At 37.1% G+C, this 18,959-nt stretch carries 12 protein-coding genes; 7 read left to right on the plus strand and 5 right to left on the minus strand.

All coding sequences use genetic code 11. The features are described 5' to 3' along the window. The first annotated feature begins 4 nt into the window (after positions 1-4). The 5 genes from H6G75_RS13495 to H6G75_RS13515 all read left to right on the plus strand — a co-directional run bounded on the left by H6G75_RS13495 (position 5) and on the right by H6G75_RS13515 (position 5,003). Entirely contained in the window at positions 5-1,135 is a 1,131-nt protein-coding gene (locus H6G75_RS13495; RefSeq protein ID WP_190980565.1) for a substrate-binding domain-containing protein, read from the plus strand. A gap of 3 nt (positions 1,136-1,138) precedes the next feature. Further along, positions 1,139-1,486: a hypothetical protein gene (locus H6G75_RS13500; RefSeq protein ID WP_242051528.1), complete on the plus strand. Its 348-nt coding sequence runs from the start codon at positions 1,139-1,141 to the stop codon at positions 1,484-1,486. Positions 1,487-1,651: 165 nt separating this feature from the next. Next, complete coding sequence (locus H6G75_RS13505; protein ID WP_190980566.1) at positions 1,652-2,320, plus strand: response regulator transcription factor; 669 nt, start codon at positions 1,652-1,654, stop codon at positions 2,318-2,320. A 20-nt stretch (positions 2,321-2,340) separates the two neighbouring features. Next, the gene (locus tag H6G75_RS13510) at positions 2,341-4,224 is read left to right on the plus strand and encodes a CHASE2 domain-containing protein (RefSeq protein ID WP_190980567.1); all 1,884 of its coding nucleotides are present in this window, start codon (positions 2,341-2,343) and stop codon (positions 4,222-4,224) included. Between the two features lie 110 nt (positions 4,225-4,334). After that, the gene (locus tag H6G75_RS13515) at positions 4,335-5,003 is read left to right on the plus strand and encodes a DUF928 domain-containing protein (RefSeq protein ID WP_242051529.1); all 669 of its coding nucleotides are present in this window, start codon (positions 4,335-4,337) and stop codon (positions 5,001-5,003) included. 64 nt (positions 5,004-5,067) lie between these two features. Here the strand turns inward: H6G75_RS13515 and H6G75_RS13520 are convergent, their stop codons facing one another. Both H6G75_RS13520 and H6G75_RS33520 read right to left on the minus strand, forming a co-directional pair. After that, positions 5,068-7,725, minus strand: a complete 2,658-nt coding sequence (locus H6G75_RS13520) for a CHAT domain-containing protein (protein ID WP_190980568.1) — start codon at positions 7,723-7,725, stop codon at positions 5,068-5,070. Positions 7,726-8,157: 432 nt separating this feature from the next. Further along, a complete protein-coding gene (locus H6G75_RS33520; RefSeq protein ID WP_190980569.1) occupies positions 8,158-10,854 on the minus strand; it encodes a S8 family serine peptidase in 2,697 nt (898 codons plus the stop codon). A gap of 285 nt (positions 10,855-11,139) precedes the next feature. Between H6G75_RS33520 and H6G75_RS13530 the strand changes: the two genes are divergently transcribed. After that, on the plus strand, positions 11,140-13,896 hold the full coding sequence (locus H6G75_RS13530) for a filamentous hemagglutinin N-terminal domain-containing protein (RefSeq protein ID WP_190980570.1): 2,757 nt from the start codon (positions 11,140-11,142) through the stop codon (positions 13,894-13,896). A gap of 285 nt (positions 13,897-14,181) precedes the next feature. Next, positions 14,182-14,625 (plus strand): retroviral-like aspartic protease family protein, encoded by a 444-nt coding sequence (locus H6G75_RS13535; RefSeq protein WP_199337865.1) that lies wholly within the window; start codon positions 14,182-14,184, stop codon positions 14,623-14,625. A 191-nt stretch (positions 14,626-14,816) separates the two neighbouring features. Here H6G75_RS13535 and H6G75_RS13540 read toward each other — a convergent pair whose 3' ends face one another. From H6G75_RS13540 to hpsN, 3 genes are all read right to left on the minus strand, one after another. Next, a complete protein-coding gene (locus tag H6G75_RS13540; RefSeq protein ID WP_190980571.1) occupies positions 14,817-16,574 on the minus strand; it encodes a ShlB/FhaC/HecB family hemolysin secretion/activation protein in 1,758 nt (585 codons plus the stop codon). 55 nt (positions 16,575-16,629) lie between these two features. Further along, positions 16,630-17,805 (minus strand): hormogonium polysaccharide biosynthesis glycosyltransferase HpsP, encoded by a 1,176-nt coding sequence (hpsP, locus tag H6G75_RS13545; RefSeq protein ID WP_190980572.1) that lies wholly within the window; start codon positions 17,803-17,805, stop codon positions 16,630-16,632. A gap of 79 nt (positions 17,806-17,884) precedes the next feature. After that, complete coding sequence (hpsN, locus tag H6G75_RS13550) at positions 17,885-18,907, minus strand: hormogonium polysaccharide biosynthesis glycosyltransferase HpsN (RefSeq protein ID WP_190980573.1); 1,023 nt, start codon at positions 18,905-18,907, stop codon at positions 17,885-17,887. Between the last annotated feature and the right edge of the window lie 52 nt (positions 18,908-18,959).

Genomic DNA, 18,959 nt, shown 5'->3' on the forward strand with positions numbered 1-18,959 from the left:
AATTATGCCACCAGGATTAAAAATTCATAAAACAAAATCGCAATCTGTAAAAGTTATTACTTCGGTGGCAATTATAATTGCTGCTTTAGGTTTAACTTATGTTCCTCTTCCTGGCTTAAAAAAAACTGTCATTATTGTTAGTGGTACAGAACTACAAGAACCACTGCAAATACTAGAAACCAAATTTGAGCAAGAAAACCCCAATATAAAGTTAGAACTCAAATTTCAGGGTTCGCAAGATATGGTGAACAATTATGTTGACCAGAAAAATGATTTTAAACCGACCATCTTAATTCCTGCCAATGGAGAAATTTTACCAGAATTAAGCGATCGCCTCCGCACCACCACCCAAACTGAACCCTTTTATGACACTCCCCAACCACTGGCTAAAACTTTATTAGTGGGTATCGCTTGGCCAGAACGGGGTAAAGTCCTTTTTCCCAATGGACGCTTTCAATGGTCAAAACTAGAACAAGCAATGCAAGCTGGTAACTGGGGAAAAATTGGCGGTTCAAGCAATTGGGGTAGTTTTGATTTTGTGACTACAGACCCCACGCGGTCTAATAGTGGTCAGTTGACTTTGAACCTGTGGACACAATCAAAATTAGGCGGTGCTATTAATGCAGATAGTTTTAATAATTCATCTATACAAACGCTATTTAGTTTAATTAAAAAATCAGTTTATCAACCGCCGCGTTCTACAGATATTCTTTTGCAAGAATTTATTGTAAGAGGTGCTAATGATGCTGATGTCGCTACTGTCTATGAAAGTGTAGCTTTATATCGTTGGCAACAATCAGCCGCCAGTAAAGGCAGACCCTACCAAGTTTATTATTTAGACCCATCCATTGAAACTACCGCCACTGCCGCTATTGTCCGACGAGACGTAGAAGCAGCAACAGCAAAAGCCGCCAAACAATTTTTAGACTTTCTCACCCAACCAGAACAACAAGCAGTATTTGTGCGGTATGGTTTTCGTCCGGTCAATAATAATATTGATTTAAAAACTGTACCTAATAGTCCGTGGAGTCAAAATATTCCTGGTGCAGAAATTAAGCCGAGTGTGAAAATTCTTCCACCACCAGATAGTAAAACAATTACAGAAATTCAACGCCAATGGGAAAGGACGAATTAAAAAATGAAATTAGTTAAGGGATTGATATTATTTTTCGTAATATTCGTTTTACCTGTAGGGATTTCCATCTGTTTCTCAGAAAGTGAGTTTATCTTCTATCCTTTAATTGATACTCAATTACCTCCAGGTTTTACAATGCAGAAGTTTTACAGTATTAAACCAGGAATGACCAAAGCTGAAGTATCGAAAATTTTACCAGTACCGAAGTATTTATCAGAGGATGACAGTTCTTGGCATTATGGCCAAGATGGTGCAGCACCCTTTGGTGATTTTGCGTGGTTTGAGTTTACAATACACTTTGATACAGAAGGGAAAGTACTGAAAACAGAACGGCAAAAATATAATGACTAAGTTTTCCCAATCAATTGCTGAACAGTTGGAATCATTTGGCGATCGCATCCCGACTAAATTTTCTCAAGTATACTTAGTAAAAGTTCTTAGATTTTGAGAGCCTATTTACCTTAAAATAACTGACTATAGAGGAATACGGGTAAGGCTGTCACTAATCAATTAACGATGAATCCATACTTACCAAGGTCACTGCCACTGACAATTTTAGTTATTGATGACCATCAGTTAATTTTAAGCGCAACTTTTAACATCCTACAACAACAATACCCAGATGCTGAGATTGTGAAGGCAAACACAGCAGAAGAAGGACTTGCCCAACTTGCTAATTCTGAGTTTGACTTGATCGTCATGGATTTGTCCATCCCAGAAAAATCAGGAATGATTGCACAGATAGATACAGGTATCAACTTAATTAAAGACTTACTCAAGCAGTATCCACAACAAAGTTTCTTAGTACAAAGTAGCTATGCCAGAGCTTTAATTAGGATAAAACATGAGATTGATGAGCATCAAGGTGGCTTTGCGATCGCAGATAAAGGTTTATCTGAATCTGAAATGCTAATCCGTGCCAATCTATCACTACAAGGTGTAACTCATACCAAAGATATTAACGCATCATTGGAACTAAAACCGGAATGGTTAGAAGTTTTAAAATTAGCCTTTGAACAAGGATTAACCGATAAACAGATTTCTTTACAAATGTACAGATCAGAACGTGCTGTACGTACATACTGGACAAAAATTCAAGACTTACTTGGTGTTTATCCAGAAGAAGGTAAAAACATGCGAATTCAAACCGAAATTCGCGCTCGTCAAGCAGGATTAATTGATTAGTTAATAGTCAATAATTATTTATGGAGTTGATCAGCAAACAACAAATTAAACAAATAATTGCCATTTGGCAACCAGCAGCAATTCCTGGGATTGCTGTTTTAATCATCATTATAATTGCTCGTTTAACTGGATTATTACAAAGTCTAGAATTAATCACTCTGGATATATTTTTACGTCTTAGACCAGATGAAACAACCGACAAACAAGTGGTAATTATTGGAGTTACAGAACAAGATATAGATAGCATCAAGAGCTATCCAATTCCAGATCAAGAACTTGCCTTATTAATCCAAAAAATTCAATCTTATAAACCTACAGTTCTTGGAATTGATATTGTTAGAGATATGCCTGTGGAACCAGGTCATCAGGAAATTATTAAAGTATTTCAGACATATAAAAACTTGGTTGCGATTGAAAAATTATTACCTCCTGAAGAAATTTCACCGCCACCAAAACTACCAACAAAACAAATAGGATTTTCTGATGTCATAGCAGATCAAGATGGCAAATATCGCCGACATTTACTTTGGACAGTAAATCCTAAAAACATCGATGAAGATAAATATTCTTTAGCTTTGCAATTAGCAAAAATTTATTTATCTACTCAAGGCATAAATATAGAAACAGGTAAACAAGACCCTGATACTATACGCTTTGGCAATACAGAAATGCCACGAATTTCATATAATTCTGGAGGTTATGTAAACGTCAATGATAGCGGGATAAAAATACTAGTCAATTTTCGTAGTGGTCAACAACCATTCAAATTTCTTTCTTTAGCTGATATTAAAAACAATAATTTTCAGCCTCAATGGTTAGAGAATAAAGTAGTTATCATTGGGATTACTGCTTCTAGTGTTACTGATTTTTTTAATACTTCAGCCACAAACCACTCAAAAATTGACGGACACATTTATGGAGTAGAACTGCACGCTCATGTGACTTCTCAAATAATTAATGCCGTTCTCAACGGTAGACCAATGTTAAAGTCTTGGTCTGAAGCAGGGGAATATTTATGGATAATATTCTGGGGAATAATCCTAGTAATGATTGTGAGGGTAACGCCAAACATTTGGCAAAATTTAACATTTGTTGTTGTTGCTAGTTGTTGTTTAATTGGCATAGCTTACCTATTAATCTTATTTGGGTGGTGGATTCCTGTAGTACCCAGTTTAATAATTAATGCTTTCGGATTAACTGCATTTACTTTTTATAAATATGAACAAGAACAAAAATCTAAAATTAATGAACGACAACAAGCAATTGAACATACATTTACTCTTATTCACAATGGCCCTTTGCAAAGTTTAGCTAACATATTAGTTCAAGTACGTACAGGAAATTTAGGTAACGAACAGTTAGTACTATACCTAGAAAAGTTGAATCAAGAAATCCGGGCTATAGGTGAATATGTAAGAATAGAGGCTTTAATTTATAATGAAAGCTTGCGTCTAGGCAGTGGCTTAAAGCTAGATTTAAAAAGACCTATTCATGAACTTTTTTATGAAGTATATACAAGTACTCTTGAGAGAAGAGATTTAGAATACTTTGATAAAATAAATGTTAAAGTTCGTACCTTTGAACCAATAGAAGAACAATACTTAACTTTAGAGAATAAGCAGGATCTTTGTCTATTTCTAGAAGAAGCTCTATGCAACATTGGTAAACACGCTCAAAGTGCCAAACGTATTGAAGCAATTGGCAAGAGAGAAGAAAATTTATATACTCTAATGATTAAAGATAATGGTTGTGGACTTACTTCATCATTGGAAAATAAAGGAACAAAACAACTCAAAAATATTGCTCATAACTTAGGTGGAAACTTTAAGAGAGAATCATTATTTCCCAAAGGGACAGTATGTGAAATTACATGGAAGTTGTCAAAAAAAATAAGCAAAAAATAAAGCTAATATTTGATACTAGGATATTACTTATGATCTCAGCGAGGTACATTCACTTGAGTTTATATATAAGTCGTCTAACTATTGCTAGTCTGAGCTTTTTGCTATGTTTTATGCCAGTTGCAATTGCAGGTTTTACACCAACTAATCGTAAGCCTGCAAGTGACTATAGCAGAAGTGCAGGTAAGCGAGGATGTCCAAATGAATCAACCCAAGATATACCTTTGACATTACTAGCACCTCAAAGCACTGTTGGGTATACTACTTCATTACGTCCTACCTTTGTAGGTTTTATATCTAGTCCTCAAAAAGTAGAGTTTAGAATTTTTGAATTTAGTTTAGACAACACAGTAACTCAAATTGGTGATGCAATTATTAAAGATATACAACCAGGAGTTTTTCAAATATCCCTTCCAGAACAATATCCAAATTTAATTGTAGGTAAAAAATATCTTTGGCAGTTAGCTATTAGTTGTTCTGGAGTCCAAAAAGTTGAGGCTGCTGAATTTATGATTGTTGAAATATCTTCTAAAATCAAAACAGAATTATCTACTATCAGTGATGCTTTTAAAAAATCCAATATTTATGCTGAAGAAGGTTTGTGGTATGAAGCATTAACTGAAGCTTTAAAGTTAGCAAATTATAAAAAACTCGGTAATTTAGGTTCAAATTTAATCCAAGATTTGGCTAAATATGAATCGCCAAGAGCTAGAGATAAAGAAGAGTTATTCAAGAAAAGGATAAAATATTTACAAACAATAGCAATCCAAGAGCAGTTATGAATTAATTATTAACTTAGTCGGCTGTTTGAATTAGCAGAGTATTCATATATTAAATACCCATAGATTACAACCAATTTCCAATCATAATAAACGCTGACCAATAATATGGATGATCATATCTGTCATCAATTTCTGTTATTTTCTTGGCGTTAATCAATTCTATTTGTGCTGCTTGTAAAGCTTGTGCTTTACTCATTCTAGGATGACGTAATTTATTGTAAAACTCGGCAATTAGATAGGCTGTAGATTCATCGTCTACAGACCATAGTGAAGCTAATGCACTTTTTGTACCTGCTTGCAGTGCTACACCTGCTAAACCTAATGTTGCACGGTCGTTACCTGTTGCAGTTTCACAGGCTGTTAATGTTAAAAGCTCGACAAAATTAGAAACATTACCAGATTTTCGCAACATCATTTCTAGTTTGTCAATCGTGATTTTTTGATTATTACCAGCGACTAAAAATGTATCTTCTGGTAGAATACCAAACTGTGCATGAGTCAATATATGAATAATCGGATAAACTTGGTTTTGAATTTCCTGTTGGACATTTTCTGGTAAAAACTGTTCATTTTCTAATTTTTTGCTTTTAGGGAATGTTGTCTTAATAGCCTCAAATTCCACAGAAGAATAGGCTAGTTTATCAAAGTTTATACCGTCAATTTCGCTTTCTTGAGTTAAAGCTAAAACTAAAGCGCGATCGCTTGAAAAATTGCTCTTTTTCAAATTAGTCAATTGTAAACTAGAAGTTGTAGCAATAGCATATTTTTCAATTAAATATTTACTTGCTTTTTGGTCATACAGTGCCGCCATTGGTATATCACGCAAAAAACCATCTTGGACGAACACTAATGTTGTAATCTTCTGAGTTACTAAATCTTTCTCCAAGGGTCTAATGATTAAATCATAAAGATTTTCTGCATCAGATGTATCATAGTTAATTGTTTGCTGTTGTAATAATCCATTGCGAAAATTAGCGATTTCTGCTTGAAAAACTTCTCGATTTTTATCTATCCAATATAAATGTTCTTCTTGATTAGGCAAACTTAGTAAAATACCTGTTTTCTCTTTCAGAATAATGGAACTAATTACGGCTGTATCCTTTTCTAATACTTGATTTGTATTATTTTGATTAAAAGCTTGCAAAATACAATCATTGCCAAAGTAATTTTGGATTTCTGCTAAACGTAAAGAATTGATAGTAGCCAAAGCCCTACTTAATTGCTGTTTACGTGTTTTATTATCTTTCGTGCTAGATATAGCCAAATCTAGCTGAACTTGCGCTAGTTCTCGATAAACAGGTTCAACAATATCCCGAAAATCAAATTGAAAGTCACGATTAGTAATTAAGATATTGTTGCGTAATTCTTCTAAAGTATTGTAGGCTCTTTGATAAGCAAGTAGAGCTTCATTAATTTTTCCTTGTTTCAGTAAAATTCTGCCTGCTTGCCATTCCCATAAATACAGGCTATCTTTTGCTTGCAAATTTTGCTCAGCTAACCAAATTGCTTTATTCGTTAATTCTAAGGCTAATGAATTGTCTTTTTGACTCTGACACTCATAAAAATGTCCCAACACTCCTAAAGCATAAGATTCAGCACGTTGATTTTGCAGAGTTTTGGCAACTTTAATAGCTTGGTTAAAAAGTTGTTTTACTTCTATTTCTGGTAGTCTTCGCTGTTCAAAGCACTGAGTTAAAGGTGAAGTTAATTCAACATCAACAGTAGGTAGATTAGCCAAATCAATCGCTGCATATACTTTATCTATAGAATCAGGTAATTTCTTAAGAATTTCGATAGAGTTGTAGATGTTTGTTTCAACTTGATTAGGATTAAATAAATTTGTATCTATAGAACGGTAAGCAAGCTGAATTAAATTTAAATGACTCCGCAATTCACCGAGGTAATTATTTTGTTGGTTTGCTAACTCAATACTAGATTGAACATATTTCTTTGCTAATTGATAATCATTAATGGCTTGTGTTTGAAACAAATCAGCTTTAAAAAACCTTTGTTGTTCAGCAGATTTAGCCTGTAGATTACGAAGTTGAGCGCGGCTGGCATGAGCATTCCCTAAACTATTGAATATGGCAAAATTGTAGGTTTGATTTTGACTATTTTTAGCAGCTTCTAGATATTTAATTGCTAGATCATAATTACCTTGTAGACGATAAGCTTCTCCCAAACTCCCTAAAGCTGCAATTTCTCCTAACTTATCATTTTGTTCTAACGCAATTTGTAAAGCACTACCTGGCTGACACGTTAATTTTTTGGGCAGTTTTGTATCAGATGTTCCACATAAGAAACTTATAGCTTTTTGTGTTTGTCCAATATAAGTGTAAACTTGTGCTATTTCGGTTAATACTCGCCCAACTTTTTGCCAATCATTTTGAATGCGATAATCAGCAAGTACTTTTTCCCAATAATTAAGGGTTGTTGTGGTATCGCCTAATTGTTGATAAGCTCTAGCTAAATTTTCATTGACGATCGCCACATTCTGCAAGTCATTATTTTTTTGATATATTTCCACCGCAGACTGCCAAGGTTGAATCGCAGCTTGAAAATCTCCTTTTTGATAACTGGCAATACCTTGGTTGACAAGTTGAACTGCTTCGGGCGTTTGAGCGTTGACTAAATTACTCAAGCCTATACAGAGTATCAAGCTGCCTACAAATAAGATTTTTAGCCAGTGATGAAAAATGGATTTTAGACCCTGATTAAACATATAACCTAGATTAGTTAATCACTATAAAATAACATAATTAAGTTTTATATAAAATCCAATGCACCTCTTAGCAATACAGTTTTATGTAATTATGAATGCAACTTTCTACCTTTTATCTTGTAAATACAAATTTTATGCTTTCATCATGACAGTTATGGAGTTATGCACTCGGCTCAAAAACATAGATTTGCAGTCAACAAATTTCTTTTTACTTTTAATACTAGCTCTGTCACTGTCTACTTTAAACACCATCAAATCAGATCCCCGACTTCTTTAAGAAATCAGGGATCTTTTTATTTAGAGTACTACTTGGAAAAATGATTGCATCAGATCATGTCTTTGCACAATCCAAAATGGTATGACTCATTGAAAATATGGAGGCTAGACAAGATGACTATCCTCCAGAATTCATGATTTATTGTTTATAAATCCTTAAGCGTTAACGAAGATATCTGCATTGGTTAAGGCTAATCCGGTGTTGAGTGTCGCAATTTGAACTTTGGCGATCGCACCTGAGCCATCTTGGTCAAAGAATAACCCGCCTGTTGTATTGTTGTAAATAAATCGCTGACTAGCGGTAGTTGCTGCTGTACCAATGATAAATTGACTAGCCGCGATCGCTGCACCCGCAACTAACCCACCACCAAAGCCAGCCGCAGATACGGCGATAGTATCATCAACTACGTTAAAATCAGTGATTCTATCAATGCCTTCTGTCGGAGAGTTAAAAGTAAAGCGATCGCGCCCTGCACCGCCCGTCAGTGTATCATTGCCAGTACCGCCAATGAGGTTATCATTGCCATTACCGCCCAAAAGAGTATCAACACCTGCACCACCGTTAATAGTATCGTTGCCATCTCCACCATTCAGGGTGTTATTGCCACTATTACCAGTAATTGTATTGTTGTAAAAATTGCCCGTACCATTAATGGCAGATGAGCCTGTGAGCGTTAAATTATCTACACCATTGCCTAGAGTGTAGCTAATAGATGACTGCACTGTATCTATGCCTTGGTTGGCATTTTCAGAAACGAAATCGCCTGTACTATCAACAATATAAATATCGTTACCAGCACCACCAATCAGCGTATCATTGCCAGTACCACCATTGAGCGTGTCATTACCAGCACCGCCAGTCAGGATATCATTACCAGCATCACCATTCAGGATATTGTTGCCATTGTTGCCGGAAATGGTGTTGTTAAGACTGTTACCTGTACCATTGATTGCAGATGTGCCTGTGAGACTTAAATTCTCGACATTCGCACCCAGGGTATAACTCACAGATGATTGAACTTTGTCAGTCCCTTCATTAGCGTTTTCAATGACGACATCCCCAGTAGCATTAACTATATATGTGTCATTACCTCTGCCACCCCTGAGAGTATCGTTACCTGCGCCACCATCGAGAATATCGTTACCTCTGCCACCAGACAAAATATTAGCAGCACTATTGCCAATAATTGTATCGTTGCCATCGCCAGTAAAGGCATTTTCGATGGTAGTTCCTGTACTAATAGTTAGGTTAGTTTCACTGAGGATACTTGTAGCACCTGGATTTAGATTCAGGTAAGAGTCGTAAGTAATCGCCGCCGCATTAATCGTATCTGTACCAGCAGTATCAGTTAGTGTGGTTGTCCCATAAAAACCATACTCATCAGTGTAAAAATAAGTGTCATTAGCTGTATCTGCATCCCCATATAAACGCAAATTCCAACTATTGAGAATGCCGATATCTGTAGGGCCTAAATCTCGGATTCTCAGTGTCCACTCACCAGCACTGCTTTCTCCCCAATGTTGGCTACTAGAAAGTCGAAATACAATATTATCTCCATCGTCCTCCTGATTACCAGGTCGGTAAACCAAAGTACTAGCAATACCACTCGGAGAAATCAAATCCACAATCAAATCACCCCGATAAGGATGAGTCAGATTCAAGTCTACTTCCACCCAATCAATTTCTAAACCTGCGGCAACATTTAAGGTATGGGTAATTCCATCCTCATTGTTATCTGGAATCGTCAAACCTAAATTACCAGAACTGTAGGAGAGAGACTGTTCGTTGCTAAATACACTCTGCTTTTGCCAAGTTTCTGCTAAACGTACAGCAGCACGAGCATCTACCAAGCCAAATCCATAGTCGTGGCTGACACGTAAACCGCCACCATTGAAGTTGTTTGCGCCGTTAATTTGCCAAATGTAATTTCCACCTTGGTTATAAAAATCGTTTTGACGCGCAGAATAGGCGAGGATTTCTTGGATATCTCGATAACCTAAATTGCGATTTGCTTCTAGTATTAAAGCAACTACCCCAGAAACCTGCGGTGCAGATGCGGAAGTGCCGTTAAAACTATAGTTGTAGTCTCCAGAACTATAGCCAGCCGATCCTTGACGATCTGTCGTGACAATACTGCCAGGTATACCACTACCGAAAGCCGAAACCAGAATAGATGCACCAGGAGTACTATAGGAACTGGCAAAGCCATTATGATCTAGTGCCGCTACACTAATAACTTGGCGGGAGTTTTGAAAGTTATGATAGTTAGTATTGTCTCCTTCTTGACGATAATTTCCGGCGGAAAATACGATCGCTGTTCCTAATCCATTACGTCCATCTGTGACAGCATTAGCGATCGCTTGTGCTGCTTGTGGAAAGGTAAAAAAATTATCGACAAAAGCACTTTGACTTCCATAGCCCCAGCTATTGTTGACAACATCAAAACTCGCAGCACGCCACAAAGCATCAACCGCAGTACTGATCGAACCTGGAATCGCTCTAATACCAGTGATTGTTGCATTGAACGCAACACCTACAGTACCAACTCCATTCGCTTCAGCACCAATAATACCTGCTACTGATGTTCCATGATTTTCATCAACGAGAGTTGGGAAAGGATCTGCATCTTGGTTAATGGTGTCATAATCTCTTGTTGTGTCGTAATTATTATTCAAATCGTAGTGTGTGTAATCAAATCCATCATCGATTACACCCACTACAACGCCGCGTCCTGTGTAGTCATCCCAAACATCAACCACATTGAGATCGATACCAGGAGTCCCACCAGATTGACCAGTGTTATATAGATACCATTGCTGGGGGAATAAAGGATCGTAAGGAATCGTAGTCATAAGTTTATTTCTGAAATTTCTAATCAAATAAGATGGTGATTTTTTGACAATTAAAATTTTTGTCAACTCACAGATTAAAAAAAACTCTAGAAATTCGTCCTGTAGGTTTTATGCAACTTTCTGTGCTGAATTATGTATAAAGAAGTGCATAAAACTGCATTGCATTTGATGTCAATATATGCAGTATTGCAATTTGCGTTCTCAAGCCTCAGACTAAAAAAATACCCAACTTCTTAACAAAGTTAGGTATCTGAGCTTTGAGTAAAAGTATTAAATTAAATTTTGATGATTAACAATCCTCAGTGGCGTAAATATTTGCATTTAGGATTTGTGGGTTTTTTGGGAGTGGTGGGAGTAACCATCTTTAGCCCTGAAACTGATGCTCAAAGCAAAATTGTGCCAGATAATACATTAGAGGCTGAGTCTTCGCAAATTATACCGAACTTTAACGGCTTGCCAATTGAGGTAGTGACTGGTGGTGCGACTCGTGGAATTAATCTATTTCACAGTTTCCAAGAATTTAATGTGAGTGCTGGAAGAGGCGCTTATTTTTTCGTTCCTAGTGCAACTATCCAAAATGTTCTAGCACGGGTAACAGGTAATCATCCTTCTGAGATTTTAGGTACACTTGGTACATTTGGGCGATCGCAGCCTAATTTATACTTAATCAATCCCAATGGCATTATTTTTGGGAGAAATGCTACTTTAAATGTTGGTGGTTCATTTGTAGCGACTACTGCTAATGCAATTCAATTTCCTGGTGGTGCTGAGTTTTCTATGAGTTCACCAGTTACACCAGGTAATAGTTTACTTAGTGTTCATCCAACAGCTTTTTTATTTAATCAAATTGCTAATCAAGGCGCAAACTCCATTGAAAATCGTGGCAGTTTACTAGTTCCTAATCATAAAAGTTTAATATTACTGGGTGGTCGAGTTGCACCAACATCTGAATCAACTGGACAAATTTTCATGGATGGTGGAAGGGTTGGGGGATTTAATGTTAGTAGGATTGAAATTGGTGGTTTAAATGCCCCTGGAAGTGTAGGAATTAAAGTTGATGGTGATAAGTTAAGCTTAAACTTTCCCCAAGGGATAGCCAGACCAGATATTAAATTCGTTAATAATTCTGCTGCGGCTACTTTGGATATAGGCGGTGATGTTGTAGTTAATGCCCATAATTTTAGCTTAATAAATAACAGTAATTTACTGACATCTGTTAGCAGACCGGGAAATGTCGCAGCTAAATCTGGTGATATTTCGATTAATGCTACTGGTAATGTCACCCTTGCTGAAAATAGTCAGTTGACAAATGGGGCTTCAGAAAGTGGAAATACCGGAAATATCAATATATTTGCCAATGGCAATATCAGCCTTACAGACACAAGTGATATCGGGAATATTGCGTTAAAAACAGGCGATACGGGAAATATCAATATTATAGGGCGATCGCTCAACATCAATAATGGTAGTTCAATTCAAGCGATCGCCACAGAAGGCAACTCAGGTGCAATTAATATTATAGCTGGTGAGACAGTTTCCCTTGCCGGGAGAGATATTGGTTTTATTACTGGAACGTTGATTCCGAGCGCAATTATCAGTAATGTGAGTTCAATAGATGCTTCAACAGGAAATTCTGTCATCAAACCAACCAGTGGAACCAGTAGTGGCGTTAATATCAAAGCCCAAAATCTTGCACTTGCGGATGGTGCGATTATTTCGGCTGCCAACCGCACAGCAGGTGATTCAGGCAATATTAAACTTCAAGTTCATGATTCAGTGCTGTTAAATGGAGCATTTATCACATCCAGTAATTTAGAACAAGCAAACGCAGGTGATATATTTATTACTAGCGATCGCCTAAGTCTCATCAATAATTCTCGCATCGAATCCAACACATTTGGCATCGGCAATGGCGGCAATATCAATATTAATTCCCGCGACATTCAGATAAATAACTCTGCTATTGAAGCCACTGTAGTGTCTTTTCCGGGAATTATCTCTGATGCTGGTAATGCGGGAAATATCAACATCAAAACCGAACGCATTTTACTCACAAATCTTGGCTTAATTTCCACTAGTTCTGACCAACCAGAACCAGGAGAAAAATTTGGTGTTGGCGGTGATATTAATATTACAGCAACTGATTTAATTGAAATAGATGCCCAAGAAAATCAAACAGGCTTCATAACTGGGATTACTTCCAGGACTTTTAGTAATAGTCGTGGTGGTGACATTACATTAAACACCAAAAATTTAATTGTCAGAAATGGCGGTTTTATCGCCGTAGATGCTGGTAATAATTTGGGAGGAGATGCTGGTAATATTTTTATTATTAGTCAGGATGAAGTCTTAGTTAAAAATAATAGTGCGATTAGAGCAAATGCTAGACAATCAAACGGTGGCACCATTAATATTACTGCCAAAAAAATCAACCTGCAAAATAATGGTGATATCCGCACTGAACTGTCTAGCGGTAACGGTAGAGGCGGTAATATTTTCCTCACCGCAGATACAATCATTGCATTAGCAGACAGCGACATTCTCGCCTTTGCACCAGAGGGACAAGGTGGCGATATCACCTTTAATACTCGTGCTGTATTTAGTGATTCTCTATTTGATCCTCAACAAAAATCTACTAATAGAGCGAGTATCCAGTCGTTAAATAATAATAGACGCTCTGATATCAATGCTTCTGGGGCGATTTCTGGTAATATTATCGGTGTACCTGATGTGAGCTTTATCCAAAACGGACTCACGGAACTACAAAATAATTTTATTGACACTAATGCGTTAATTGCTAATAGTTGTATTGCTCGAAGTTCCAAAACAGAAGGTAGTTTTATAATTACAGGTACTACTGGTTTACCAACTCGTCCTGGTGAAGCTGTGGCTTCTAGCTATCCTACAGGTGATGTGCAGAATGTCAGTAGTAGTCAAGCAGATAATTCTTGGCAAAAAGGCGACCCAATTGTAGAACCTGAAGGTGTTTATCGACTAGCGAATGGTAATTTAGTAATGAGTCGTGAGTGCAGTAAATTTTAGTTTTACATAGTTTTTTGAGATTAGCGACTTATTTATACCAATTCTGCATGAAGATGCACTGAATTAAAGAACGAACCACAAAGGGCGCATAGACGCGATAGCGGCTTCCCGAAGGGTAGAACACAAAGAAAGAAGAGATATGAAGATTAAATGCAGACTCACATAGAATTGGTATTAATCAATTGGTAATCTTATATTTCATAAAATTCAATAAAATGTAAATATAACGAACAATAATATTTTCATGATTCAACAATTGACACCATAAATTTATAGGAAAATAATATGATACCTAGCAAAAGTGAAAAAATGGGCAAAGTAACTACTAAAATCACTGTTACTAACCAAATTGACCAGACTCTTGCAGAAAGAGGTTTTATTCCCGTAGAACAAATACGCTCAATTACTTTACATGATGTTTTAGTCGATACAGGTGCAACAAGGTTATGCTTACCTAAAAATATGATTCTTGACTTAGGATTACCACTACAAGGGGAAGTAGACGTAAAAATAGCTACAGGAGTACACAAGGCTCGGATTTTTAAAATGGTCAATCTTGCAGTTGAGGGAAGAGAAGGGACATTTACTTGTATTGAATTACCAGAAGGATCTGATCCTTTATTGGGATTAATCCCGTTAGAAGATTTAGGATTAGAACCCGATTTGCAAAATCAGAAATTGCGAGTTTTACCAGTGGAAGGAAAAGATACTTATTTAATGGTTTTATAGCCAGCAGTAAGAATAGGACTTACGCAAAACACCTCTCAAACTCTCATTTCTCTGTGAACTCTGCGCCTCTGTGGTTTGATTTTCCGTAGCCTGTGCGTAAGTCCTGAAGAATATTTTCAATATATATAGCAGTCCTAGTTGCAATGAGTAAAAAATTTACTTATTACTCACTACTCATTACTCCTGGTAACTTAAAACGGTTGATATCTTAATGAGAAATAAAAACCATTATCTTGTAGAGTATTTCCGCCACCATTGTTATCTGTGAGTGGAATACCATAATCCAACCGCAGATTTAAATCTCGATTAGGTTGCCAAAGTAATCCTAACCCAAAACTCGAAATTGTCTGTGGTTGTGGATTACTACCACGATTATTCCAGACTGTACCGATATCAAAAAAAGGCGCTATTTGTAAAACATTAGAGTTGTTAGTTAAAGGAAGACGAACTTCCGCAGAAGCTGTAAAACCATTGTCAGCCACAAGTCTATTTTGGCTGTAACCACGCACTGTATCAAATCCACCAATACTAAATTTTTCTAAGGAGAGTAAAGAATCTCCTGTGAGTTGAGCATTAACTCTAGTTAAAAGTATTGTTCGTGGCGATAGTAATTGCACCCACTGAAATTGTCCTAGCCAAGCAAAGAAGCGTCCATCTGTACCTGTGTCGTTAACTGTAGCATCAAATGTACCAATCCCTAAACTGAATTGAGAACGAGCCGCAAAAACTTTTGTAGCATCGCGTTTTACCCAATCTTGAGCAAAGCGAATAACGGTAACTTTTGACTCACCGTTTTCTGCACCAGGAGAAAAGGAAAATGGAATATTATCAAATAAAAATGTTTGAGAACGACGTAAATCTAAACCTAAGCTAAAAGCTAATTCTGTGTTGGGTTGGCGATATAAAGGACGACGATAATTAAACGAATAAGTTTGCGAGTCACTTCTAATTTTCAATTCGCGGAAATCATCTGTGACAATTCGGCTATCGGCATTGTTGAAGCGGAAACTGAGAGTATCATTATTACCGTTGAGTGGAATTGTATAGCTAATATCGTATAAGTTAAGCCCTTCAGTAATGCCATATTCAGCAGTTAAGCGATCGCCAAACCCCAACAAGTTATCATAGTTAACAAAAGTGCCGATTTGCGTCGAACCAACACTAGGGGTTTGATTGTTGGCTGTGAAAATTACGGCGTGAAAGGCTGGTGCTTCAGTAATCTTAACTCGTAAAATATTTCGTCCAGGACTGCTACCTGCGGTTAACTCGGCGTTGACTCGTTGAATTAAAGGGTCAAGTTGTAATAATTGCAGTGCTGCTTCTAAATGCTTGCGGTTTAATGGTGTGGAAGTAGTGTTTTTCAGGCGCGATCGCACGTATACTGGTCTCAAACGCCTCAAACCAGTAATTTCAATTTTTTCTAATTCGCCTTCTACCACTTGAATTTTTACCACACCATCAGTCAGATTTTGATTGTTTGGCAAAAATGCACCACTGGTAATGTAACCATTTTGGATATAAAGCTCGGTAATATCAGAACGTAATTTCAGCAAATTAGCAAAAGTTACCTGACGATTTTGGAATGGCTGAATTAACTTCGCAATTTCATTTTTTAAAACCGTAGCTCCCACAACTTCGATATTGTTGACTAAAAAACTGTCACTATCGGGAAAAGTTGTATCTGACGGTGTTGGGATACCAGGAGACGGGAGAATAGGCGCAGTAGGATGAGTTGGAGTCGATGGAGTAGGTAAAGGTAAGGGTTTGGGAATTGTTTGCTCAATTGTTTCTGGTAAAGTGGGAGGAAAATTAACTCCTGGTGGTGCTGGAGATTGAGCCGAAGTAGATTTTGGCAGGATAATTAAACTCAAGAGTAGCGGTATGCTGTAGCACTGAAATCGAAATTGTGGTTGTGAATTGTTCCAGACTAACGCAATACTTTCTACCATTTGGAAATCGAAAATGGACACTTAACGTATTTTTACGGAATTTTGGCTGAAATTATCACAGCTTGCTCAGAATTTGTTCATAAGCTTGAATCATTTGGCGTGCGATCGCATCCCAGCTAAAATTTTCTAAGGCATATTTTTGAGCATTGTCTCCCCGGCGTTGGCGTTCTTGGGGATTTTGCAAAGCTTGTTGCAATAACTCCAACAACGAAGATACTTCTGTTTGACCCACCCATCCCGACTGACTATCACTTACTTGCTGCCAAATATGCACCTGGTCAGAAATCACTACAGGTATCCCCGCAACCATAGCTTCAGCCACCGCAATACCGAAGTTTTCGTAATAAGAAGGTAAAACAAATAAATCAGCCGCTTGCAATAACCCAGCTTTCAATTCACCACTCACAAAGCCTGTCATGGTAGTATGCGATCGCAATGGTGAATTTTCGATTTGAAATTTGATTTTGTCTTCATAGTCTGGGTCTTGAGGGTTCGTCCCAGCTAAGACAAAATGAAACTTGCAATCATCCGCCAACAGTTTTTCTAACACCGGAATCAACAAATTCAAGCCTTTCTTCGGGTCAATACGCGACATAAACAACACCAAAGGCAAATCTTCCGATATACCTAACTGACCACGTACTGCACTTGCTGAAATGCTTTGCGGCGGTTTTACACCCAAAGGAATTACTAAATCTTTTGTCTTAACTCCAAATCTTGCTGATATTTTTGCTTCTTGTTCACTAGTAAAATGAATTGCGGCTGCACCTGCTAAATTTTGGCGTTCAATCAACTCGACATACAGCTTTTTTAATTGTTTTTTCTTTTGTAAATCAGCCGGGTCAAGAGTACCTAAAGGACGCAAAACATAAGGTAATTTTTTTTCACGGCATACTGTCGCGGCTGCACTACTAATCGGCGAAAATAAAGCATGAATATGCGCTAAATCAAATTCCTTAGCATGAGTTTTTAGCCAATTGAGTAAATCCAGCGAAAATTTATAACGACGAAATGGCGCACAGCGAAAGTAAATTATTTCATAACCATCTTGTTGAATTGGACGATTTAAGGGTACATCTAAAGGTTGTTGACCAGTATCACCATTACTATCAGTTGTCAGAATAGTAACTTTTACACCTTCTTTTGCTAAAGCCGGCGCTAACCCTAACACCATTTGGCTAGGGCCACCATAAATTAAAGAAATAGACGGGACAATTTGTAGTATACGCATTTTAATTTAATCTTATTCAGAGGCTCAGATACCCGACTTCTTGAAGAAGTCGGGTATCTAAAAATTACAACAGCAATTTTTAATTAGCAGACATTGAAGGTTGTTTATCAACAACTAACATTTGGGATTGTTGATCCAACTTAGTATAAGTCTGTCCATCATTCCAGATAGACTGAATCACGCTAGATAACGCATTCATAAAACCCAAAACATAGAACATTCCACGGGACAAAATCGCCACAAAAGAACCACTCTTATTACAAGGCGGATGTCCTAAAACCTGACAATCAAATAAACTAGCAGCTAGTTGTAGAAATTCACTAAAATTCAGATTCTTCAACGCCATCAAGAAATTATTGTGATAGAAAGTGAATTGATATTTTAGCGATCGCGTACTAATATCATGACACCCACCAGTTTCTTCACCCAAATGAATTAAATGTGCTTCTGGGTCGTACCAAATCTTATATCCTGTCTGTCTAATTCGCAAACAAAAATCCGATTCTTCCCGTACCGCACTCCCGCGAAACCTTTCATCAAATCTCAGTCCATACTTACTAAAAATTTCGCGGCGGAATGACATATTACAACCCCTAGCTGTTAGCACCTGTTGGGGTTTAACTGTATGTACTAAATCCAGATAATGCCAAGCAAGACCAGGATTCATAGCTTGGGGAGGCAGGTATTCAATCTGTAATTTTCCCCCAGATTCGCTTAACTTCATTCTGTCAAAAACTCGCCCAGCTACAGCCCCAATTTCGGTATTTTGCAAATAATTTTTTGCATGAGCCATTAAAAAACCAGGCGTTAGTTTTACATCATCATCAATAAATAAAATTATTTCCCCAGATGACCGACGCACACCATAATTTCGCGCCCCAGGTAAACTTGCCCAATTCAATCGAAACCATTGAATTTTACCTAATGCAGCCACTTCTTCTAGATAAGCTTGTACTTCTGGTTGATGTTTTGGCGATTGATCTACTACTAATACCTCAAAATGGGGATAGTCTTGATTAAGAACATCTATAATACTATCTTTTAGTGCTTCCTCTCGTCCGTAAGTTGGGATAATTACAGAAATTAAAGGCAAATCATTCATGTGATTTTATTCTCAAATAAATTGGTGATTTTGCTAGTAGATTACCCGTGAT

The sequence above is a fragment of the Nostoc sp. FACHB-280 genome (assembly GCF_014697615.1).
Lineage (GTDB): Bacteria > Cyanobacteriota > Cyanobacteriia > Cyanobacteriales > Nostocaceae > Nostoc_B.

What these genes read in the sequence shown, in the direction of transcription:
- H6G75_RS13495 (WP_190980565.1), top strand. Translation starts at nt 5, where the DNA reads ATGCCACCAGGATTAAAAATTCATAAAACAAAATCGCAATCTGTAAAA.
- H6G75_RS13500 (WP_242051528.1), top strand. Translation starts at nt 1,139, where the DNA reads ATGAAATTAGTTAAGGGATTGATATTATTTTTCGTAATATTCGTTTTA.
- H6G75_RS13505 (WP_190980566.1), top strand. Translation starts at nt 1,652, where the DNA reads ATGAATCCATACTTACCAAGGTCACTGCCACTGACAATTTTAGTTATT.
- H6G75_RS13510 (WP_190980567.1), top strand. Translation starts at nt 2,341, where the DNA reads ATGGAGTTGATCAGCAAACAACAAATTAAACAAATAATTGCCATTTGG.
- H6G75_RS13515 (WP_242051529.1), top strand. Translation starts at nt 4,335, where the DNA reads ATGCCAGTTGCAATTGCAGGTTTTACACCAACTAATCGTAAGCCTGCA.
- H6G75_RS13520 (WP_190980568.1), bottom strand. Translation starts at nt 7,725, where the DNA reads ATGTTTAATCAGGGTCTAAAATCCATTTTTCATCACTGGCTAAAAATC.
- H6G75_RS33520 (WP_190980569.1), bottom strand. Translation starts at nt 10,854, where the DNA reads ATGACTACGATTCCTTACGATCCTTTATTCCCCCAGCAATGGTATCTA.
- H6G75_RS13530 (WP_190980570.1), top strand. Translation starts at nt 11,140, where the DNA reads ATGATTAACAATCCTCAGTGGCGTAAATATTTGCATTTAGGATTTGTG.
- H6G75_RS13535 (WP_199337865.1), top strand. Translation starts at nt 14,182, where the DNA reads ATGATACCTAGCAAAAGTGAAAAAATGGGCAAAGTAACTACTAAAATC.
- H6G75_RS13540 (WP_190980571.1), bottom strand. Translation starts at nt 16,574, where the DNA reads ATGGTAGAAAGTATTGCGTTAGTCTGGAACAATTCACAACCACAATTT.
- hpsP (WP_190980572.1), bottom strand. Translation starts at nt 17,805, where the DNA reads ATGCGTATACTACAAATTGTCCCGTCTATTTCTTTAATTTATGGTGGC.
- hpsN (WP_190980573.1), bottom strand. Translation starts at nt 18,907, where the DNA reads ATGAATGATTTGCCTTTAATTTCTGTAATTATCCCAACTTACGGACGA.